The 21,941-nt window shown below is 59.4% G+C and carries 20 protein-coding genes; 16 read left to right on the forward strand and 4 right to left on the reverse strand.

The features are described from left to right. From ASC97_RS17560 to ASC97_RS17610, 11 genes are all read left to right on the forward strand, one after another. On the forward strand, nt 1–1,737 hold the full coding sequence (locus ASC97_RS17560) for a hypothetical protein (protein ID WP_057469643.1): 1,737 nt from the start codon (nt 1–3) through the stop codon (nt 1,735–1,737). Further along, nucleotides 1,734–2,450 carry a hypothetical protein gene (locus ASC97_RS17565; RefSeq protein ID WP_057469644.1) on the forward strand — a complete coding sequence of 239 codons (717 nt, stop codon included), beginning with the start codon at nt 1,734–1,736 and terminating at the stop codon, nt 2,448–2,450. The genes ASC97_RS17560 and ASC97_RS17565 overlap by 4 nt, the downstream gene beginning before the upstream one ends. A gap of 11 nt (nt 2,451–2,461) precedes the next feature. Next, nucleotides 2,462–3,433: a membrane dipeptidase gene (locus ASC97_RS17570; protein WP_057469645.1), complete on the forward strand. Its 972-nt coding sequence runs from the start codon at nt 2,462–2,464 to the stop codon at nt 3,431–3,433. 103 nt (nt 3,434–3,536) lie between these two features. Further along, the gene (locus ASC97_RS17575) at nt 3,537–4,610 is read left to right on the forward strand and encodes an extracellular solute-binding protein (protein WP_057469646.1); all 1,074 of its coding nucleotides are present in this window, start codon (nt 3,537–3,539) and stop codon (nt 4,608–4,610) included. 138 nt (nt 4,611–4,748) lie between these two features. Then, a complete protein-coding gene (locus ASC97_RS17580) occupies nt 4,749–5,606 on the forward strand; it encodes an ABC transporter permease (RefSeq protein ID WP_057469647.1) in 858 nt (285 codons plus the stop codon). After that, nucleotides 5,603–6,433 carry an ABC transporter permease gene (locus ASC97_RS17585; protein ID WP_057469648.1) on the forward strand — a complete coding sequence of 277 codons (831 nt, stop codon included), beginning with the start codon at nt 5,603–5,605 and terminating at the stop codon, nt 6,431–6,433. The genes ASC97_RS17580 and ASC97_RS17585 overlap by 4 nt, the downstream gene beginning before the upstream one ends. A 13-nt stretch (nt 6,434–6,446) precedes the next feature. After that, nucleotides 6,447–7,493 (forward strand): ABC transporter ATP-binding protein, encoded by a 1,047-nt coding sequence (locus ASC97_RS17590; protein WP_057469649.1) that lies wholly within the window; start codon nt 6,447–6,449, stop codon nt 7,491–7,493. A 45-nt stretch (nt 7,494–7,538) separates the two neighbouring features. Next, nucleotides 7,539–8,924, forward strand: a complete 1,386-nt coding sequence (locus tag ASC97_RS17595; protein WP_057469650.1) for an aspartate aminotransferase family protein — start codon at nt 7,539–7,541, stop codon at nt 8,922–8,924. 13 nt (nt 8,925–8,937) lie between these two features. Beyond that, nucleotides 8,938–10,398, forward strand: coding sequence for an NAD-dependent succinate-semialdehyde dehydrogenase (locus ASC97_RS17600; protein ID WP_162246699.1), 1,461 nt, complete (start codon nt 8,938–8,940; stop codon nt 10,396–10,398). 91 nt (nt 10,399–10,489) lie between these two features. After that, complete coding sequence (locus tag ASC97_RS17605; RefSeq protein ID WP_057469671.1) at nt 10,490–10,879, forward strand: RidA family protein; 390 nt, start codon at nt 10,490–10,492, stop codon at nt 10,877–10,879. Nucleotides 10,880–10,894: 15 nt separating this feature from the next. Next, nucleotides 10,895–11,269 (forward strand): RidA family protein, encoded by a 375-nt coding sequence (locus tag ASC97_RS17610; protein ID WP_057469652.1) that lies wholly within the window; start codon nt 10,895–10,897, stop codon nt 11,267–11,269. Between the two features lie 614 nt (nt 11,270–11,883). Here the strand turns inward: ASC97_RS17610 and ASC97_RS17615 are convergent. Both ASC97_RS17615 and ASC97_RS17620 read right to left on the reverse strand, forming a co-directional pair. Further along, nucleotides 11,884–12,381 (reverse strand): RES family NAD+ phosphorylase, encoded by a 498-nt coding sequence (locus ASC97_RS17615; RefSeq protein WP_057469653.1) that lies wholly within the window; start codon nt 12,379–12,381, stop codon nt 11,884–11,886. A gap of 8 nt (nt 12,382–12,389) precedes the next feature. After that, nucleotides 12,390–12,740: an antitoxin Xre/MbcA/ParS toxin-binding domain-containing protein gene (locus ASC97_RS17620; protein WP_057469654.1), complete on the reverse strand. Its 351-nt coding sequence runs from the start codon at nt 12,738–12,740 to the stop codon at nt 12,390–12,392. A 495-nt stretch (nt 12,741–13,235) separates the two neighbouring features. Here ASC97_RS17620 and ASC97_RS35385 point away from each other — a divergent pair, with 495 nt between their 5' ends. From ASC97_RS35385 to ASC97_RS17640, 4 genes are all read left to right on the forward strand, one after another. Beyond that, nucleotides 13,236–14,612: a hypothetical protein gene (locus ASC97_RS35385; RefSeq protein ID WP_057469655.1), complete on the forward strand. Its 1,377-nt coding sequence runs from the start codon at nt 13,236–13,238 to the stop codon at nt 14,610–14,612. Between the two features lie 96 nt (nt 14,613–14,708). Continuing rightward, nucleotides 14,709–17,381 carry a UvrD-helicase domain-containing protein gene (locus ASC97_RS17630; RefSeq protein ID WP_244481513.1) on the forward strand — a complete coding sequence of 891 codons (2,673 nt, stop codon included), beginning with the start codon at nt 14,709–14,711 and terminating at the stop codon, nt 17,379–17,381. 147 nt (nt 17,382–17,528) lie between these two features. Further along, entirely contained in the window at nt 17,529–18,374 is an 846-nt protein-coding gene (locus tag ASC97_RS17635) for a type IV toxin-antitoxin system AbiEi family antitoxin domain-containing protein (protein ID WP_057469657.1), read from the forward strand. Further along, nucleotides 18,364–19,287, forward strand: coding sequence for a nucleotidyl transferase AbiEii/AbiGii toxin family protein (locus tag ASC97_RS17640; protein WP_057469658.1), 924 nt, complete (start codon nt 18,364–18,366; stop codon nt 19,285–19,287). Before ASC97_RS17635 ends, ASC97_RS17640 begins: the two co-directional genes overlap by 11 nt. 248 nt (nt 19,288–19,535) lie before the next feature. On the opposite strand, the gene ASC97_RS17645 is transcribed toward ASC97_RS17640, so the two are convergent. Continuing rightward, complete coding sequence (locus ASC97_RS17645) at nt 19,536–20,378, reverse strand: oxidoreductase (protein ID WP_057469659.1); 843 nt, start codon at nt 20,376–20,378, stop codon at nt 19,536–19,538. A 78-nt stretch (nt 20,379–20,456) separates the two neighbouring features. Between ASC97_RS17645 and ASC97_RS17650 the strand changes: the two genes are divergently transcribed. Next, on the forward strand, nt 20,457–20,816 hold the full coding sequence (locus tag ASC97_RS17650) for a MerR family transcriptional regulator (RefSeq protein WP_057469660.1): 360 nt from the start codon (nt 20,457–20,459) through the stop codon (nt 20,814–20,816). Between the two features lie 9 nt (nt 20,817–20,825). Here ASC97_RS17650 and ASC97_RS17655 read toward each other — a convergent pair whose 3' ends face one another. After that, a complete protein-coding gene (locus ASC97_RS17655) occupies nt 20,826–21,779 on the reverse strand; it encodes a D-2-hydroxyacid dehydrogenase family protein (RefSeq protein WP_057469661.1) in 954 nt (317 codons plus the stop codon). Between the last annotated feature and the right edge of the window lie 162 nt (nt 21,780–21,941).

A 21,941-nucleotide genomic window follows, 5' to 3' on the forward strand; every position in this document is an offset into this window, starting at 1 on the left:
ATGACCGCCCTGAAAAAACACGCTCCGGAATCGGACGCATACCGCATCGCGCGGCTGATGCGCTCGGCCGGCGAGATGATGCAACCCGAGCGGCTCGCCGCCATCCAGCCGTCGCGTATCAGCGCCTCGCGTGCGCTGGCGGGCCGCGCCATCCGCGGACGCTGGCAGATCCTGTGCAAGCGCTTCGACATCGATGAAAAGGGCAACGGCGTTGCCGAATACCGCATCGAGATCGGTGGCTGGCGCTTTTCCTTCCCCGTCTATTCGTTCGAACCTTCGCCCCACGGCCGCACGGGCCGCATCATCGGCCGCGCCTGGGACATGATGGGCGCGCTGGTCGAAGGCGAGATGAGCCGGGCCGATTTCGAAACGACCCGCACCGAGCTTCCGAAACTCTATGAAGGCCGCGCCACCCCCGGCACGCTGATCTGGTGCCGCTCCAACCGCAGCGGGCGCTTCTTCGAAAGCGCCAGACAAGCCCTGCAGGCCGGCCGCCAGCCCGACGTCGCCGAACTCGCGCAGACCTGCTACCTGATGCGCAACACCGGACTCGACGGCAACGGCACCTTCGGCACCAAGACCTTTCTCGCCTATGAAGGCGATCATCCGCTTCGCTGGTCGCTCGCAGCCCAGATGCTCTGCGCCTACATGATGCGCGTCTTCGCCCAGGATCTGCTGCAGCATCTCGTTCGCCTCGGTTCGCCGCAGGCGCCGGAGATGGCAAACGACCTGCGCCGTTTCCTCGGCGTCGGGAATGGTTCGGCGCTCGGCCTGATGCTGTTCGTCAACAACCATCCGCGTCTCATCGAGCGCTGGCTGTTCATCCGCGAAGAGGCCATCGCCCGCGCCAAGGCCGTGCTGCCGGACGATCAGGGCACGGAAATCGCCAAGCTGCTCGGCCTTATCGAAAAGGCCATCAACTTCCGTTCGCAGGACCGGGCAGCCTATGAAAACTTCACACGCTCAGACGTTTTGGCGGAAGAGTTGCAGGTCATTCGCCGCGCAATCGCAGACCTTCTGCAGCGCTGGCAGGCCGGCAATCGCTTTGAAAGCGAGCCCTTTGCGGACCTGGCGGCGTCTCTGGACGGCCGCGTCCATGCCGAGGCGATGGAAACCCTGCATTCGCTGCTGATCGAGCTGGTGCCGGAAGAAGCCGATGCGCTGGTCGAAGGCCTCGTCATCGACGAGGAACTGACGGGTCGCCCGGAAATGTCGGCAGGCCGCCTGCGTGACATCCTGCGCAACGAGTATGCCTGGGCCTTCCGCCTCGATCTCGATATCGCACCGGCCGAGCGCTACGTCTGGTACAAGTCCGTCACGGCCGAAGAGCCGCGCCGCGGGCCTGCGGAAGAAGTTGGCGAAGGCGTCGTCAATCTCGGCCTCGACCTGCCGCGTCTCGTCGTCGCGCTCGACCGTGATCTCGCCGCCGTTGATCCCTCGCTTTCGACCGCCCGCTTCCTCATCGCCCATCCCCAGCACCGGGCGATCGTCACCCGCGTTCAGGCCCTTGCCGGCACCAGCCTGCATTCCCCGCATGCGGACATCATGAGCGGTGCCTTTACGCCCGCCCACATCACCCGTCTTCTCAATGTCGGCATCCACGGCATCGACAAGACACGCGATTTCCTCGACCGCAACCTGCGCGGTGTCCTGTTCCACGGCGCTCCCATCCCGGAAGACATCGCCAGCGGCACGGCCGACGACCTGTGGTTCTACCCTGCGGAGCCAAACCTGTGAGCACCTGCCAATCCAACCTTTCCTCGTCGCTGACCGTCAGCCTGCGCGAAATGCGCATGGTGTTCGAGCGCCTCACGCAGGTCACTCGCGTCGAACCGGGTCTTGTACCGGCGCTTCGGGATTGCGCGATATATTCGGCGGCCCTCGGTCTTGGCGGTTTCGCCCGCCTGAAGGCCAATCTGGAGGCCGTCAAGGCTTCCGATCCGCATGCCGTCACGCTGGCGGACGCAAAAAAGCCGGTGGTGGATGGCGGCGGCCAGCATGCCTGGATCGTTGCCGAGGCGGTCCTTGAGCTTGCCATCGAAACTCTGCGGATCGATGGCAATGGGGTCGTCACGGTGCGCAATGTTTCTGAGATATCGGAACTGAAGATTGTCCAAGCCCTTGCCCAGCGTTTCGGCGCCAAGGCAAGTGTAACGATCGCCGCGCAATCCGCCGTGATCACCGTATCGCCGGCGACCGAAGCCTACGAGATCGCCATCCTCGACACGATCCGCCGCAACGGCCTCGTCGTCGATGCCGCTCTCTGGTGGGACCTCTATCATAGCTCCGCGGAAGCCCTTGCGCCGGACTCCTACCTGTCGCGCCGCCATGCCGGCCCGATCATCGTCGAAGCCGACGGCAAGGTCATCGGCCGACAGGACGAAGACGAAACCGACTTTTCGCTGCTTCTGGCTGACGCGCCCAAGAGCGCTGCTGTTGCCAAACATTGAATGGACTGACCATGATCATCGATGCTCTGCAATGCGGTCATTTCGACCGCCAATCCTTCGAAGCCCTGAAGCGCGGCGGCTATAGCGCCGTCACGCCGACGCTCGGCTTCTGGGAAGGGACTCTGGAATCGCTGGATTCGCTCGCCCGCTGGCGCGACATCGAACGCGAAAACGGCGATCTCATTCTGATTGCCAAGACGGCCGCCGATATCGAGCGCGCCGAACGCGAAGGCAAGCTCGCCATCGTCCTCGGCTACCAGAACTCCAACCTCTTCGAGGACCGGATCGCCTTCGTGGAGTTCTTCGCGGAACTCGGCATCCGCGTCGTCCAGCTCACCTACAACAACCAGAACGAACTCGGCGGCTCCTGCTACGAGGAAAACGACAGCGGGCTTGCCCGTTTCGGCAAGGACGTGATCCGCGAGATGAACCGCACCGGCATGCTGGTCGACCTCTCCCATGTCGGCGACAGAACCACGCTCGATGCCATCGAGTGGTCCGAGAAGCCGGTCGCCATCACCCACGCCAATGCCGCGTCGCTCTTTGCCCACAAGCGCAACAAGTCCGACAAGGTGATCAAAGCCTTGGCTGAGCGCGGCGGCGTCATCGGTTGCGTCGCCTATCGCAACATCACGCCCGACAGCGCCTGCGCGACCGTCGATGGTTGGTGCGAGATGGTGGCCCGCACCGTCGATATCGCCGGCATCGACCATGTCGGCATCGGCACGGATATCTCGCACAACCACACCCAGCGCGACTACGACTGGATGCGCAAGGGCCGCTGGACGCGCTCGGTGCAATACGGCGCGGGTTCGGCGGCAACGCCCGGCGCGGTCGCAAAGCCGGAATGGTTGCTGAAACCCGACAGTCTCAAGGAAGTGGCACCGGCCCTGCTGCGCGTCGGCTTCAATCAGGAGGAGGCGAAGAAGATCCTCCGTGACAATTGGCTGCGCCTCTATTCGGAGGTTTTCCGCGCCGACTGACCGATCCCGCAAGCCCTGTATCCAAAGACAAGAAGGGCCGCCATCAAACCGAGCGGCCCCGGGAACAGTATCAACCGACCATTCGCATAAGGAGTAAAAACGGATGGAAGAGTTCAAGAAAGCATCAGCTACACCGCTCTCGCGCCGCACAGTGCTGGGCGCCGGCCTTTTCGGCGCCGCCATGATCGCGTCGCCCTTCGTTCGCCGCGCCAGTGCCGACGAAAACGTGCTCTACGTGAACACCTGGGGTGGCGATTGGGAGGCCTCGGTCAAGAAGTTCCTGTTCGATCCCTTCACCGCCGACACCGGTATCGAGATCCGCACGGTTTCGCCGATCTCCTTTGCCAAGCTCGCGGCACAGAAGACGACCGGCGTCTACGAATTCGACGTCACCACGCTCGGCGTCGCCGACGTTGCCCGCGCCAACGCCGCCGGTCTGCTTGCGGACTTCGAAGGCTATGTTGACGAAGCCAAGCTCTGGAAGGGTGCCGTCTATCAGAACGGCCTTTCGACCCACGGCTTCGCCACGCAGCTCGCTTATATCAAGACGAAGTATCCTGATGGCCTGAACAGCTGGGCGGATTTCTTCAACGTCGAGAAATTCCCCGGCAACCGCAGCCTGCAGCGTCACGCCGCTCGCGTTCTGGCGATCGCCCTGCTCGCCGATGGCGTCCCCGCCGACCAGCTTTTCCCCTACGACCTCGACCGCGCTTTCGCCTCGCTCGACAAGATCAAGCCGGACGTTCGCGTCTGGTGGACGGCAGGCCCGCAGGCCCGCCAGATCCTGACCGATGGCGAAGTCGATATGGCCGGTCTTTGGGACAGCGACGCCGCCGGTGCCAAGAAGGCCTCGGCAGAGCCGATCGAAATCGTCTGGGATCAGGCCATCGTCGATCAGGCCTGCTGGATTGTTGCCAAGGACAGCCCGCGGGCGGAAAATGGCTTCAAGCTCGTCAATCATATCGGCCAGAATGCCGAAGGTCTGGCGAAGTTCTGCATCGCCGACCAGAATGGCCCGATGAACCCGAAGTCGTTCGACTTCATCCCGGAAGACGTCGCCAAGACCATGCCGACCTATCCGGACCACCTTGCCCGCGCTGTCATGCTCGACGGCGGCAAGCTGACGCCGCAACTGGAAGAACTGACCAGCCGCTTCGAAAGCTGGGTCGGCCTGTAAGGATACCTTCCCGGCCCTGCACAGTCAGGGCCGGGACCTGTCAGATGACGATGATCGGGCTTTGGTTGCGGATGCCATGACGGCAATGCGCAAGAAGTCGCGATCTTGGACCCCGCCGAAGGGCAAGGGAGCACGATAATGAAATACAGGTCGGCCCAGTCTCGGCCCCTTGCGGAAGGCCCGCTGCCCCTGATGGCGCCAGCCGGCATCTTCCTGGCCCTCTTCTTTCTGGTTCCGCTCGCCTATGTGGGCTGGATGAGTATATCGCAGCCGGCTGTCGGCCTGCAGAATTTCGCACGGCTGCTGCATTCCAGCCTGTTTGCCTCGGTGCTATACCAGACCTTCAAGACGGCCTTCGTCGTCACGGTACTGGCGCTGATCTTCGCCTATCCGCTGGCCTATGCTGCTGCCAATGGCACCAAGCGTTTCGCCACTTTCCTGCTGATGGTCGTCGCGCTGTCATTCTGGACGAGCTATCTCGTACGAACCTATGCCTGGATGGTGATCCTCGGCAATCAGGGACCGATCACCGCCCTGCTCGTCTGGCTCGGCTGGGACCCCGCGCCAAAACTGCTGTTCACCACTTTCAGTTCCACGCTGGCCATGACCCACGCCCTGATCCCGTTCATGACCATGTCGCTCTATTCCGTTATGAAGCGCATCGACCCGCTCTATGTCCGTGCCGCCGAAAGCCTTGGCGCCAGCCCGTTGCGCGCCTTCATCACGGTCTACCTGCCGCTTTCCGCACCGGGCATCGTCAACGGCTGCACGCTCGTCTTCATTTCCTGCCTCGGCTTCTACGTCATGCCGGTGCTGCTCGGCAGCCCGCGCGACCAGATGATCGCCGGCATCATCGGCGACCAGATCGAACAGACGCTGGATTTCGGTCTGGGTTCAGCGATCTCGATTGTACTGCTCGCGCTGACCGTCGCCATCTACGCACTCTACAACCGCTTCTTCGGACTTGACCGGCTCTGGGCAGGAGATGACCGATGAACCCGTTTATCCGCGTGTTGGCTGTTCTCATCGCCTTCTTCGTCGCCGCACCGATGTTCATCGTCATCCCGATGTCCTTCAGCTCTGCCGCTTCGCTGACGTTCCCGCCGCCGGGCTATACGCTGGCCAACTACATCACCTTCTTCTCCGATCCGAACTGGACGGAGCCGTTGATCAACAGCGTGCTGATCGGCCTTGGTACGGTCTGCGTAACGCTGGCGCTGGCGATCCCCGCATCCTTTGCGCTTGCCCGCCATATCTTCCTCGGCCGCACGCTGTTCAATCTCCTGATCATGCTGCCGATGATCGTGCCGACCATCGTCATGGCGCTCGGCTACTACATGTATTTCGGGCAGCTTCGGCTGGTGCAGAGCTATCTCGGCGTCATCCTCGCCCATAGCTGTATCGCCATGCCGATGTCGACGCTGATCCTGACTGCCGCCCTCAAAGGCTTCGACCAGTCGGTGGAACGTGCCGCCATGAACCTTGGGGCCTCGCCCTTCACCACCTTCCGGCTCATCACCTTCCCGATCCTGCGTCCGGCGTTTTCGGTCGCCGGCCTCTTCGCCTTCATCGCCTCGTTCGACGAAGCGGTGATCGCCCTCTTCATCTCCGGTCGCGACAAGGCAACCCTGCCGCGCCAGATGTTCAACGCCGTCCGCCAGGAGGCCGACCCCACGATCTCCGCCGCCTCATCCTTCCTGTTCCTGCTTGTCCTTGCCGGCATCTGCATCTGGCTTGCGCCGCAATTTGTGCGCCGCCGTGCCAATGCTGCCGGGCAACCTCTCGGAAACGGAACAACCCAAACCGCCGCTGCGGCATCCTGATTGGAGCAAAGCCATGAACGCCCGTTCCCTCACGCTTCGCAATGTCAACAAGAGCTATGACGGCAAGCATATGGCCGCCGATGATGTCTCGCTCTCCATCAAGGCCGGTGAGTTCGTTTCCTTCCTCGGGCCGTCCGGCTCCGGCAAGACGACGACGCTGATGATGATCGCCGGTTTCCAGCATCCGACCTCAGGCGAAATCCGTCTTGGCGACCGCGCCATCGACAATCTGCCACCGCACAAGCGCAATATCGGCATGGTCTTCCAGAACTATGCCCTGTTTCCGCATATGACCGTCGCCGACAACGTCGCTTTCCCGCTGCGCATGCGCGGCGTGGACAAGGCCGAGAAGGAGCGGCGCTCCCGCGAAGCGCTGGCAAAAGTCGGCCTGCAGGGCTTTGAGAAGCGTGTACCCTCCGAACTCTCAGGCGGTCAGCAGCAGCGTGTCGCTCTTGCCCGTGCCCTCGTCTTCCAGCCGGATATCATCCTGCTTGACGAGCCGCTCGGCGCGCTCGACAAGGCGCTGCGCGAACACATGCAGGTGGAGCTGAAGCGCATCCACAAGGACCTCGGCGTCACCATGGTCTACGTCACCCATGACCAGACCGAAGCCATGACCATGTCCGACCGCATCGCCGTCTTCAATCAGGGCCGCATCGAGCAGGTCGGAACGCCGAACGAGATTTATTTCGCGCCGAAGACCCGCTTCGTTGCCTCCTTCATCGGCGACAGCAACATCATCTCGGCCTCCTCCATGGGTGATGGCCGCTTCGAAACGCCGGTCGGCATCGTCGAGACTGCAGCCACAGCCGGGCGCAACAGCAAGGCCGACCTGCTGTTGCGCCCGGAAATGATCCGCATCGCCGATACCGCCCAGACCAACCGCCAGCCGATGAAGATCGATACGACGATCAACTACGGCGATAACCTGCTGGTCATCGGCAAGCTCGGCAGTCAGGCGATCCGCATGCGCGTGCCCGGCATCGATGCGCGAAAACTCACTGGCGCCGCCGAGTGCCACGTCACATGGCGCAACGAAGACGTTCACGTCATCGCCTGATTTTCAAGTTCTCACATACCCCGTGCATTCCTGATGGAGCCTGCCATGAACGACCGCCCGAATTCCCTTCATGCTCTCGACAAGCAAACCCTCGTTCACCCCTACACGAATCTCGCGGTGCACCAGGAGGTCGGTCCGCATGTGATCACCGGCGGCGATGGCATCTATGTCACGGATGACGAGGGCAAGCGCTATATCGAAGGTCTGGCGGGTCTTTTCTGCGCCGGCCTCGGCTTCAGCGAGCCGCGTCTCGTGGAAGCTGCGACCCGGCAACTCAAGACCATGCCGTTCTATCATTCCTTCGCCCACAAATCGACGGAACCGGGTATCCGGCTGGCCGAAAAGCTTCTCTCCATCGCGCCGGTTCCGATGTCGAAGGTGTTCTTCGCCGGCTCCGGCTCCGAGGCAAACGACACGGCCATCAAGCTCGTCTGGTACTACAACAACGCGCTCGGCCGTCCTGAAAAGAAGAAGATCATCTCGCGCCGCAAGGCCTATCATGGCGTGACCGTCGCAACGGCAAGCCTCACCGGCCTGCCCTTCAACCACCGCGATTTCGACCTGCCGATCGCCAATATCCTGCACACGGATTGCCCGCACTACTGGCGCTTTGCCGAACAGGGCGAGAGCGAGGAGGATTTTGCCACCCGCATGGCGAACAATCTCGAGGCGATGATACTCGATGAAGGCCCGGAGACCATCGCTGCCTTCTTTGCCGAGCCAGTCATGGTTTCCGGCGGCGTCATCACCCCGCCAAAAACCTATTTCGAGAAGATCCAGGCGGTTCTTGCGAAATACGACATCCTGCTTGTCGCCGACGAAGTGATCTGCGGTTTCGGCCGCACCGGCAATATGTTCGGCTCGCAGACCTATGGGCTGAAGCCGGACATGATCAGCTGCGCCAAGCAGCTTTCCGCAGCCTACATGCCGATCTCGGCGCTGATGATCAACGAGAAGATCGCCAATGCTCTGGTCGACCAGAGCCGCAAGATCGGCAGCTTCTCGCACGGCTATACTTATGGCGGCCATCCGGTCGCCGCCGCCGTCGCACTCGAAGCCCTGACGATCTATCAGGAGATCGATATGGTCGGCCACGTCCGCGCGATCACGCCCCGTTTCCAAGAGGGTATCCGCAAGCTTGGCGAACATCCGCTCATCGGCGAGGCCCGTGGCGTCGGCCTTGTTGCCGGCCTTGAATTCGTCAAGGACAAACAGACCAAGGAAAACTTCCCGCCCGCGTGGCAGGTTGCCAACCATGCCGGCAAGTTCGCGACCGAGCGGGGCGTGCTGACCCGCGGCCTCGGCGACATGGTCAGCCTCTGCCCAGCCATGATCATAACTGAAGAACAGATCGACGACCTGATGGCCCGCATGCAACTGGCACTCGATGACACCCTCGCCTGGGCGCAGGCGCAGGGTTATCTCGCCTGAGAGGAAGAGCATGATGACGGATAACCCCAATTTCGCCTATGAGCGGCTCGGCATGCTCATCGACGGCCGCTGGATCACTGAGACGGAACGGCGCGACGAGGTTCTCGATCCTGCGACCGGACAGATCATCGGCCACCTGCCGCATGCGACAGATGCCGACCTAGCCGTAGCGGTAGCCTCCGGCCAGCGCGCCTTCGAAAGCTGGAAAAACCGTTCGCCGCTAGAACGTGGCCAAATTCTGCGCCGCTTTGCAGACCTGGCCCGCAGCCATGCCGACGAGATCGGCCGCAGCATGACCCGCGATCAGGGCAAGCCGCTCGCGGAAGCGATCGGCGAAATCCGCTTCGCAGCCGACCATGCCGACTGGCATGCGGAAGAGGCGCGGCGTATCTATGGCCGCATCATTCCGTCGCGCGATCCGCGTGTACAACAGCTGGTGACGCGCGAACCTGTGGGCGTCTGCATCGCCTTCACCCCCTGGAACTTCCCCTTCAGCCAGGCACTGCGCAAAGTCGTGGCGGCGCTTGCAAGCGGCTGCACGATCATTCTGAAAGGTCCGGCAGAATCCCCGTCCTCCACGGTCGCCATCGGCCGGCTGATGCAGGAAGCCGGCCTGCCGGACGGGTGCCTCAACATCGTCTGGGGCGCATCCGCGCATATTTCGGAAACGCTGCTGGCAGCGCCGGAGGTGAAGAAAATTTCGTTCACCGGCTCCGTCGAAGTCGGCAAGTTGCTGGCCTCGCTTGCCGGACATCACATGAAGCGCTCGACCATGGAACTCGGCGGCCACGCCCCCGTGATCGTCTTCGACGACGCCGATATCGATGCGTCAGCCGATGCGCTGGCAGCGCAGAAGGTGCGCAATGCGGGGCAGGTCTGTGTTTCGCCGACCCGTTTCTACGTTCAGGCCAAGGCACATGATCGCTTCCTCGCCCGTTTCACGGACAAGATCGCCGCCACGAAAGTCGGCAACGGCTTCGACGAAGGCGTTCAGATGGGGCCGCTCTGCCACGCCCGCAGGGTAACATCCATGGAAGGCTTCGTGCGGGATGCCCGTGCGCAGGGCGCCGAGATCGTCACGGGGGGCGAGCGCATGGGCAATGCCGGTTTCTTCTACGCCCCGACCGTCGTTGCCGGCGGCACCGATACGCTGGAGCTGATGAACGATGAGCCCTTCGGCCCGATCGCTGTCGTCACCCCGTTTTCAGAGTTCGAAGAGGTGATCCGCCGGGCTAACAGCCTGCCGTTCGGTCTCGCATCCTACGTCTTCACCGGCTCCAGCAGCCGGGCGCAGCATGCGGCGCAGGCGCTGGCAGCGGGCATGGTCAGCATCAACCATTTCGGTCTGGCGCTGCCCGAAACACCCTTCGGCGGCATCAACGACAGTGGTTACGGCAGCGAGGGCGGGACGGAGACCTTCGACGGTTACCTCAACACCAAGTTCGTGACACGCTTCGACAACACGCCGGCATAAAGCAGCCGGCTGCTGCCCAAAAAATGCAAATTCGATTATGCGATCGCTACAGTTCATCGGCGCGATCCTGCGTCGACAGAAGGAGACCACCATGTTTGAAGCCATCGATACCGGATCGGACCCATCGGAGTCACCCGTCAGCGAGGTCGTTCGCGCCGGCAACCTCGTCTGGTCGGTTCATATCTCAGAGGATCCGGTCAATGGCGATCTCGTCACCGGGGATATCGAAACCCAGACGCGCCGTACGCTTGGCAATCTCGATATCGCCATCCGCGCCGCCGGCGGCACGTTGGCGGATGTCGTGCAGGTCCAGGTCTTCCTTGTGGAAAAGACGGATTCGGCCGGCATGAACAAGGCCTATGCTGAGTTCTTCAAGGAGCCCTATCCGGTGCGCGCAACGGTCGTCGTGAAGGAACTCCTCGCGGAAGGTCTGCGCATCGAAATCCTTGCCCATGCCGTCCTCGGCGGCATCGCGCGATAAACTCGGGGCGGACTCATGTTTGAAAAAGTCGAAACCGGCATCTTCGCCTCTAAGGCTCCGCTGAGCGGCACAGTCAAGGCCGCCCGCATCGTGCGCTCGGCCCACATCGCCAAAAACCCACAGACCGGTGAACTCCTTACGGGCAATATCGAGGAACAGGCGCGACAGGTGTTTCTCAATCTTCAGCAAGCGATGAAGGCGGCCGGGGGCAGCCTTGCCGATGTGGTCCAGATCCAGGCATATCTGATCGACAAGACGGACGCCCACGGTTTTAACCGCATCTACCACGAGTTTTTCTCCACCCCCTACCCCGTCCGGGCTACAGTGGTGGTGGACTTGCTCTCCGCAAATATACGCGTTGAGATCCTGGCAACAGCGGTCATTCAGTAGACGACGAATTTCGGCAGTTGACCAACGCCAGGCCACATTCGCAGCCCATGAACAGCATAGAAGCTCCTGGGCCAAAGCGTCGAGGAGCTTTTATGCTGTTTCGGGGATTGATATTTTAGAGAATTGGGTTGCGGGGGCTCCAGCGCGCACAGACTTGTGTATTCTCCCGCCTTGAAGGGATGTGAACCTCCAACCTATGCACTTATTCATTACAGAGCAGTCTCCGTATTGATTGGATGGGCGCTCGTCTTCATCTCATTCGGGTGCCGTCTTGGAAACGCTCTTTCGACCTTGCCACTCCTGCGGTATTAACGTCTTGATATCGAAGTAGCCGCGCCCGCTCGGTGAACGCGTCTGGTTCGCCACCGAACGCGACGCTCCCTGCGCCGTCGAACTGGCTTCGCATCGCCCACATAGCTGCGTTGCACAATAAATGTTTTCCAGATGGTCAAAAAGCGGGCATAAAGTCTGCAGCTAGCTAATGCAGATAGCGCTCTTCTCCCAGTTCCGCCGCAGTAGCTGTTCCCCTCTGAAGGTTTTTGACCTTCACACTTCATGGGCCGCGTTTTCGCTGGCCCCTTTTTTTGGCCGATGCGTCCTGCATGCGGCCATTCCTAGCGCGACAGACGGCCGTCGTCATCATTTAGCGTGATGCGGCTGGGCAAGGCGTTGCTCCATGTCCACAAGACCAGATTGAGATCCTGCGTAGTCGCACCATGCGCGAAGCTCTGAACGAGGAGCGCCTGATAACCGGCCTGCGCCAGCTTCCGCGCGAAGGCCTGGGTTTCTGCCACGCCGCGCGCCTTCATTTCGTTCCGCCACGCCGGATCGGCAAGCGCAGCCGCATTGATACATTCGGCATCCAGGGCATCATTGTTTCGGCAGTCGAAGACACGCTCCACCTCGGCATCATAGGAGACAAGCGTCGTAGGCTGCAGGGTTCCTACCTGGTTGGCCTCGCGCAATGCCGTCATCACCGATAAGGATGTGTAAAGTGCTGGAGTTCCTTTTGCGTTGAAGCGACCACCATAAAGTTCTGCTCCGCGACCCGACAACGGCTCGCGTGCGTGGACAGGGTTCAGTGCGCGATAAAGAGTTCCCTTGAAATGCATCTAGGCGATCACGCGTGGATGCCCGCGTCGACAGCGTCGATATAGTCAAGAACGTCGTCGGCGCGACCATCCCTCACCAGTTGCATAGCTGTCAGGCCGGAAAAGCCGGACAATGGCTCCGACCGATACCAGGCATAGGCCATCAGGGCCGAGCCGAAGCGTGGCTCGACTTTGTTGATGATCTCAGCAACTTCACGCAGGCGGCGTTGTGTCTTGTCCGAGCGAATGCGATCCTTGCGTTGGATCGCATCTCGTCCTAATCCGGCGGTACGGGCGATTTCCTCGCTTGTGGTGCGCAAAGCCTCCGCGAATTTGCGTGGTAAGAACATGCCTCCGTCTGCATACTGTGCAAGGCTCATATCGCTACCCTCAATCTCTAACGCCGAAACTATTGACGTGATATAGCGTCAATGAGAGTGGTTTTCAATGAGAGGTCGAATATAGAGGAGTAGGGTAAACCATAGAAGCGGTTCGCAGAGGTGCGTCCATCTTCGATTATGAAGTCGCCGGCAGCGGCGATGCCTCTCCCATTGATTACCTCCCGGATCGCAAGAAGGCAGTGTCTCGGCAAAGGCCGGGACGACAGCAAGGTCTATGTCACCTTCGACATCGACCGCCTTGAAGGGATACGAACCATCGACGATCTGTTACATTCTCCAAATGACTGAAAACACTCGATTTACTGATCGCAAAGCGCGGCGGTCGCCTTCAGTGGCGACCAGCATTCTCCTGATCGGCAATCGCCTTTACGACGTAAGACGACAAATTCGCGAACAATCCCTATTTGAAGTTGGAAGTGTTGGGTCTCGAAATCGTAGGATGGCGGCATTGATTTGATGATTTCGAGAGAAGCCATGAGCGATGAGACACAACAGCCAAACCGGGAACATCATTTCTACGTTTCGATCGCCAAATTACTGTTTCACCATCCTCAACACGGCATTGTGGCTGTTCGCGATCCCATAAGGCTGGCGGATGCAAAACAACGCGGGCTGGATCCTATTATACTATATGGCGTCACGGTCGCCGGGTTGCCGATCCGTTGGCTGACGTTCTCTGCGATCGACAAGCCTAAATCGTTGAGAGAGGTGCTGTTGACAGCGTGGAGAGTTGCTGAGGGTTTGCGCGGCATACCTGATGTCCTGCGCGTAAACCGCTACGTAGCACATGCAGATCCGGGGTTGGCGACTGATCTGGACAGAATCGGCACCCGCCTTGAGATTGCTGCCGCCAAGGATAAAACAGTTCCTGCATCTCTGCGATCAGCCCAAGATGCTTCTGTGTGGCTTTTGAAGAAACACGACCCGGCAGACATGTCGCTGGCCGCATCAGTTGAATCCCTTTGTCGCGACGCACATGAGGATCACGACTGGAGAGCGGACCGCGGTCCTCTCAGGCTCAGCAATCGAAAGTTGGAGGGCAGCATTCAGCAATGGCTGGACTTGCCTATGCGCGAACCATCGTCTGTTCTCCCCGCATACTGCGGCTGGGAAGCAGGCCCATGGCTCTCTTCCTGGGAAACAGCGCTCCCACCCGATCAGCCCCGCCATTTTCATTACGACGGTATGAGCCGAAGGACTTGGCTGATTTCGGGAGAAGACCCGTCAGACGATGACGACGAATTCCCGGCCTACGAAGAGCACGACAATACGGTTGAAATCGCCCGGAACCTGGTAGCCTGCTGGCCCAACCCACCGAAAGAAATCGCAGCCGCAGCCGGGATCACCCTGCGCCAACTGCAATGGTTTACCTCAGAACGTGCGTCCCTCGACCAGTCGACCCACTACGACGTGAGGCGTCTATTGGGTATCGATTACGACGAACGGATGGGCGGCTATATGCCCGCGGGACCTTACGTTCTGATCGCCAGAAAAGCCAAGGCGATCGAGGCGATCTATCAGGAGATTTCCGGAGGCGGTGATGCCTGCCCCTGCGAGCTCGTTCCGGCTCAGGGACAGGCCGATCCGAGCTGGAGGTACGTCTTGATAAACGCGCATAGTACGCCGCCGACCATTGTCATGGCTCCTCGCGGCGAGGCGGTCACGGAACGGCTTCCCGACCTACTTCTAAACTATGAGGGTATCCGGCCAGTTTCTCAGACTTTTTACCGCGATGTGGTCACCACTTGCGCCCGAGCCTGCCAGACACCTCAGGCCAATGTCCGTGAGATGACGGAATTCGCGAAGCGGCATGAACAGCAATGGATCGATTGCGCATGGCTTCCGGACTAGACGTTCTGGTAGATCTTAGCCCTGATGTCTGATCGTGTTCGAACATACCGGCCTGGTTTCGTTGCGCGCTTCCTTCCCCAAGGGAAATGGAAGGTGATGCTGCGCCTGTCCTTCCCTGCGACCATACAAATTACCCAGAACGGCGCCAACAATCTCGCTTGCCTGGATATTGCAGCCATTTCCGTTGGCAAGGCGTTGCTCTGGCATTCGGTCGAAGTCAGGACTGGCAACCATGTCTATAGCCTACCCTGCCTTGGTGAAGAGGCCGCAACCCAGCTGGCGACTGATCTCCACAGTTTCATCAACAACCACCTTTTCGATCTGATCGGGTCCAATACCCAGCATCTGAACGCGGTGCATGCGAAGCTGATGGTTATCGTGGAGGGTCAACGGCAATATCTCGCCCATGCTGACCTTGCGCGGGCCATTGCCAGTGTGGAGGGTGATGCCGCCGCGGCGCTTTCGCACCCTCTGTTCGATCCGGAATTGATGCCAGCGACTATGAAGGCGACACTCCCCCGATCGCTCGCCTTCATCACCGATCCGGATGTGCGCCACAGATATAACGATGCGTTTGTTTCGGCCGAGCTGGCGAGATACCGATCGTTCTTCGGCGATCTGGACGGCCGGTCCTTGTCCGATCAGCAGCGCGAAGCTTGCATTCGACTAGAAGACAACAATCTTCTTGTCGCCTCCGCCGGATCGGGCAAGTCCGCCACGATGGTCGGCAAGGTTGCATATGTCCTCGACAAACAGCTTTATCGCCCGGAAGAGATCCTGGTGCTCGCCTTCAACAAGAGCGCGGCCGACGAGCTGAAGGAGCGAATAGCGCGTCAGTTGGCAGTCGAGCCGGACGATCTGGAAAGCAAGGTTACGACGTTTCATGCGCTCGGTCGCGGCATTATCGAAGAGGTCGATGGCCGCCCGCCTCAGCTAGCCGATTGGGTGGAGCATCCCGCTGGCGAGGCGAAGGTCATTGAACAGATCATTGACGAGTTACTGCGGTCGGATCCGGAATTCGCCCGGCTCTGGGTCAATCTCCTCGTCCTTCATCCCAAGGCGGATATTCCGTCGGAAGTGTTCGATTCCAAGGCGGACTACGAGCGGTACCTCTCCGCACGTCGAAGAAAAGGCAATGCGACCATTGGCACGATGGCTGGCATCTATGTAAAATCACTTCAGGAACAGACGATCGTCAATTGGCTCTGGTTGCAGTCCGTCGAATTCGAATACGAGCGTCAGATCCCCATTGAAGAGGATAATGGCGGGATCCGGCATGTGCATCCGGACTTCCACTACCCTGCCATAAACACCATCCATGAGCACCTCGCCATCAATGGGGACGGTTCCTCCCCGTTCGACAACTACATCACCCATGCCGAACATAAGATGACCGCCTACCGCAATGCCGGCATCGACGTATTCCAGACGACATCGGCGCAAGCGCGCGACGGATCGCTGCTCACAGCCCTACAGGCAGAAATCACGAAACGAGGCATTCCGCTCCAACAAAAAAGCTACACGGCAATCGTCAAAGGTCTCGAGCCAGTGGTCATCAAGCACTATCACAAGCTGATAGCGGTCTGTATCAAGCACATCCGGGCTAGCCACCTCACCCTGGACATGCTGCTTGAGCGGGCCAAATCGCTCCATGACCGGACCCGCGCTCGAGAATTCGCTCAGGTGATCTGGAAGATCACGGAATCCTATTCACGGAAGCTGGACCAGGCCAAACGCATCGACTTCGACTCGATGATCGCCAACGCCACACGTCTCGTGGAGACGGGGCAATTCCGGAGCCCCTACTCGCTGATCCTTGTCGATGAGTTCCAGGATATATCGGAGCCGCGCGCGAATCTGATCAAGGCGCTGAAACACCAGAAGCCGTTCACCAAAATCTTTGCCGTTGGTGACGACTGGCAGTCGATCTATCGTTTTGCCGGTTCTGACATTACCATTTTCACGCAGTTCGAGGCGAACTTCGGATCGAGCTGGCAAGGTCGTCTGGAGCAAACGTACCGTTGCAATCAGCTCATAGCGGAGACGGCCGCCAGCTTCGTGCAGCGAAACTCGGCTCAACTGAAGAAGTCGGTACGCTCGACGCGACCGACCATCCCACGATCGATCCGGGTCATTCCGATCAGTGGTGAAGGGAGAAAGCCGGAATTCGGCAAGGCGTGTCACCAGCTCTTGCAACGGCTAAATTCGTTCCTGGGTGGGATTTCGGGGCAATGGCGGACAGAGGGGCGCGAAAAGCTCAACGTCATGGTCCTATGGCGCTATAACCAGCTCGATCCGTTCAGGGGTACACCGCCAAAATTCGAAAGTATCGAGGTTTCGGGACTGTCGTTCCATCGCGCCAAGGGGCTCGAGGCCGACTACACAATCCTGCTCGATATCAGCGAAGGCGATTACGGTGTGCCGAGCCGGATCGAGGACGACGAACTTCTCAATCTGGTCATGCCACGACCAGAAACCTTCGAGTTTGCCGAAGAGCGTCGCCTTTTCTATGTCGCATTGACTCGGGCAAGCCGCGGCGTTTTTTTGCTTACGAATAGCCGCGAGCCTTCGCGATATGTCCGCGAACTCTCCGACATTGCCGGCGACAATCTGCGATTTGAATCGATCGATGGCGATCCCCTGCATCAATGTCCCAAATGCCGGGTCGGCCAGTTGGTCGAAAGGAATGGTCGCGGTAGCCGCCGGTTTCTCGGATGCAATCAGTATCCAGAATGCGAGCACACCGCACAGTCGCACGGAGCCGTCTAAGGCGATCCGAGTCCGTTACGCCCAAGGAACGTCGAAGCTCTCACGTCACTTTTCAGTTGACGCAAATAGTCAATTCAGAGTTGACAAATTGGTTTATTTATAAAGTTTCATTCGCGCCTGCTTTAATTTTGTGGCATAACGTTAAACATGAATGGACAATCAAAGACGAAGTTAAAGCAGCTTCTCCAGCAAGTCCCACCCGGCTTCCTGGTGGACTCGAGGTGGATGGCCCGCCATGCCATCTCGCGACAATCCGTGTCAGGCTATCTCAAGCAGGGCTGGCTCGAGCCAGTCATGTCTGGCGTGTACCGCCGCCCATTCCCCTCAGATATCAATCCAGAAGCTGTCGGGGGCTGGAAGATACCCCTGCTATCAGCCGTCTGGCTCATGCGACATGAGTTCCATGTCGGCGGGGCGAGCTCCCTCTCCTTGCGGGGACATGCTCATTACCTCTCGTTCGGCAGCGAATTTGTCCTCTATCTCTACGGATCCGATATCCCGACATGGCTATCGAAGCTGCGGACGGACGCCGATGTGAAGACAAGGAGTAACGTCCTGTTCGGGGAAGGGGCGAACGGGGTCGAAAACGCGGATTTCGACCTTTCCAACGACGAGGATCCAGAGCTGGCACAAAGCCCATGGCGCTGGCCAATGCCGATTTCCTCACCCGAGCGCGCGATCCTCGAAATGCTAGACGAAGTCCCGAAGGGCGAAAGCTTCCACAAGGTGGACGTGGCGTTCGAGAGCCTTGCAAATCTGCGCCCGAGATTATTGACGACGCTCCTTACCCTATGCCGAAGCGTCAAAACCAAGCGCCTCTTCTTCGTGTTTGCTGACAAGCACAATCATGCCTGGCGCCAGCACATCGACGTCTCCTCCGTCGATCTAGGCAAGGGCGACCGGGCGATGACACCGGGCGGGCGGCTGCACCCCATCTATCGCATCACAGTCCCGAATGACTTGATGCCAAAGGAGGCCCCGTATGGCCCGTGACCAATACATGCGCCAAGTCGACCTCTTAGTGCGGACCCTTCCCTTCATCGCCCGCCACGAGGCCTTCGCCCTGAAGGGTGGAACGGCGATCAACCTCTTCTATCGCGACATGCCGCGGCTCTCGGTCGATATCGATCTGACCTATCTGCCGATCGAAGACCGTAAAACGACGCTGAAAAACATTGACACGATTCTTGATCACATCCGCGAGGACCTTCTGCGCAATCTGCGGAATACGAGCGTTCAGAGGATCGCCGGCGGCGGCAACAATGATACCCGCCTCCTTGTCCGGCAGGGCAACGCCGAAATCAAAGTGGAGACTTCTCCTGTCGCGAGGGGCACCGTTCATCCGCCGGAACGACGCCGGGTGAGCGAGAAAGTCGAGGAAGCGTTCGGGTTCGCCGAGATGCAAGTCGTCTCGTTCGAGGATCTGTTCGGCGGGAAGCTGCATGCAGCAGTTGACCGTCAGCATCCGCGTGATCTGTTCGACGTGAAGCTGCTCTATGAAAACGAGGGGCTGACCGACGCGTTGTTTCGGACATTCCTGATTTATGTCGCAAGTTCCGGGCGGCCGCCGCACGAGTTGGTCAGGCCCTCCCTCATTGTACTCGAAGAGGCATTCGTAAAGGAGTTCGAGGGCATGACGACACAGCCCGTCAGCCTCGATGACTTGAAAGCCGCGAGAGAGCAAATGACGGAGGATCTTCTTGCACGGCTTGACGGCAACGCAATGCGCTTTCTGTTGTCGCTCCATGATGGCGAACCAGATTTTGAAGCCATCGGGTTGCCAAAAGCGGCTGATCTGCCGGCAGTTCGTTGGAAGGTTCTCAACCTTGAGAAGCTTAAGGCGCAGAACCCCGAAAAACACGCCGAGCAACGGCGAGAGATTGAGGGACTTCGGTCAAAAGATTAGGCGCAGTGCCAGCACGAAAGTCTGACGATCTTTGCCTTGAAAGGACCGGAACCGACGACCCGGTTATTTCGAAGCCCAAAGCCTTGATAGGATTTAACCTGAGCTGAGCGATGATTTTGCTCGATGAGCAGCGCTGCGGCGTTTCGTCCATCAAGATTCTCCGGAGGCTTGCGGTGAGAAAGTAGGCCGCGTGGCGACGGTCTCGGTAGGCCCGCCACCGCAGGGAATTGCTCCGGCAACGCGGTCGCTCATCGCGATTTGGGGCGGGTTGCGAAGATCATGCAAATCACCCTGTCGAGAACGCGATCGGGCAGCCATTCCTTCAGAAAGAGCATGGGGCCCGCCATCGTCCCGCCGTGATAACGGGTCGCCGGGCGGGGCGCCCTTATCGCTTTGACGAGGAGATGGCCGATGACCTTCGGCTGCGCAAGTCTTTGATTGCCGGATTGCAACTTTGCGAAACGATCGACCAACGGGGAATAGGCTCCGGAGGCCGAATGGCGGCGAGCTTCCTCAACAGCAATGCCACCCCACTCGGTCTCGACGCCGCCGGGTTCGATGACAATCACGTCAATGCCGAAAGGCGCGAGCTCATTGCGCAGGGTATCAGAGTAGCCTTCCAGCGCAAACTTCGACGCGTGATACCAGCCGCCGACAGGCATGGCGAGCTTCCCGCCGATTGACGAAATGTTGACGATTTTTCCGCTCCTCCTCGCCCGCATATGGGGCACGACGAGTTGCACCAGGCGCGCCAATCCAAACAGATTGGTTTCGAATTGACGCCGGGCATCACGTATCGGCACCTCCTCGAGGGTGCCGTACTGCCCATATCCCGCATTGTTGACGAGAAGATCCAATCTCCCTTCTTCGTTCAGCACACGCTGGATGGCCGAGACCAGTGATTCGTCGACAGTGAGGTCCACCTCCATCACTCGGACCCCATCTTTCTCGAGTTCAGTCATCCGGCCCACACGACGGGCGGCGCCATAGACGATGTAACCTTCCGCAATCAGCCTCAACGCGAACTCCCTCCCCATTCCAGATGATGCTCCGGTGACGAGCGCGACGGGCCGCGGATCTTTGATTTTCATGTCTGAAAGCCTTGGTTTGACAAAATACGACGCCAGCTTAATCTGTGGGCAAACCCCACAGTCAAGAGAGGACATTCAGTGCTTATCAGTGAAGTGGCGAGCATTGCCGAGATGTCGAAGGATGGCATCAGACACTATGAAGAATTGGGCCTGATCACCTCGACGCCGGTTCAGGCGGGAAGCCGCATCTATCGGGACTACGATACCTCCGTCCTGAAAACGATAGAGCAGGTCAGACAGGCCCAGCAGCTCGGCATGAGCCTGAAAGAGATCGCCCCTCTGCTCAAGGTTTACGGTGACAAAGCGCTCTCCGACGCGGAAACGGTCGCATTTCTCGAAGACCGCAAGCGCATCATCCGACAGAGGATATCCGACCTGAGGAAAATCGAGAAATTCATCGACACAAAAATCGAACACTACAAGTCGAATGCCGGGTGATCTGGCTCGTCATTCGAGGACACGGATGGGCCGTCCGGCCAGCCAGGCGTCAACGTTCTCCAATGCCTGGCGAAAGTAGGTCTTGTAGTTGTCGAGAGTCACATATCCAAGATGCGGCGTCGCCAGCACATTGGCCAACGAGCGATAGGGATGGTCGACGGGCAACGGCTCCTGTTCGAATACGTCAAGCGCCGCTCCTGCGATCGCGCCGCCTCGAAGGGCAGCAATCAAAGCCGTTTCATCAACGAGTGCAGACCGCGAAGTGTTGATCAGATACGATGTCTTCTTCATGAGCGCCAATTCCGCACTTCCGACCACGTGCCGCGTATCGGGCGACAAAACCATGTGAATGGTCAGGAAATCGCTGGCCTTGAACAGTTCCTCCTTGCTAGCATAAGCGACCCCGCAGTCCTGCGCGCGCTGCGGCGTGAGATTTGGGCTCCAGGCATGCACCTTCATCCCGAAAGCCTGACCGAGCTTGGCCACTTCCTTCCCGATTTTTCCAAGACCGATAACCCCGAGGTACTTACCGTACAAGTCCGTGCCGATGGTACTTTGCCATGGACCATTGCTCGTTAGGTTCTTGTATTCGCGATGAATAGACCTGCTCAAAGCCATCAAGAGCGCCCAGGTCAATTCCACCGGCGGCCGGGACATGCTTTCAGTTCCACAAATCAATATCCCCTTCCTCCTGGCTGCGGTAGAATCCAGGGAGGCATTGCGCATGCCTGAAGTGACGATGAGCTGCAGGTTGGGCAGCCTGTTGATGATGCTCGCCGTCAGGGGCGTCCTTTCCCGCATCATGAAAAGCACATGGGCATCGGAGATCTGCTCAACGAGAGCGTCTGCAGAGGCAAGGTGAACATTCAAACTTCTGACCGAGATCTGGCTCTCTAGCGCCGGCCAGTCCGCCAATGACAGCGCGACGCCTTGATAGTCATCCAGTATCACCATTTTCTTCATTTTACTTCCTTACTGGTTGCGACTTGACGCCGAAATTCGGTGCTGTTGATAGACTTTTGAAGGAAATACACTACGCTTCGCCATCTGGTGCTGGCATCTTCAGGTTATCCGGGACAAAACAAGTGACAAGCCGGGAGGACAGATTGCTCGTATATCGGAGCA

This window comes from Rhizobium sp. Root1203, from assembly GCF_001424945.1.
GTDB lineage: Bacteria > Pseudomonadota > Alphaproteobacteria > Rhizobiales > Rhizobiaceae > Rhizobium.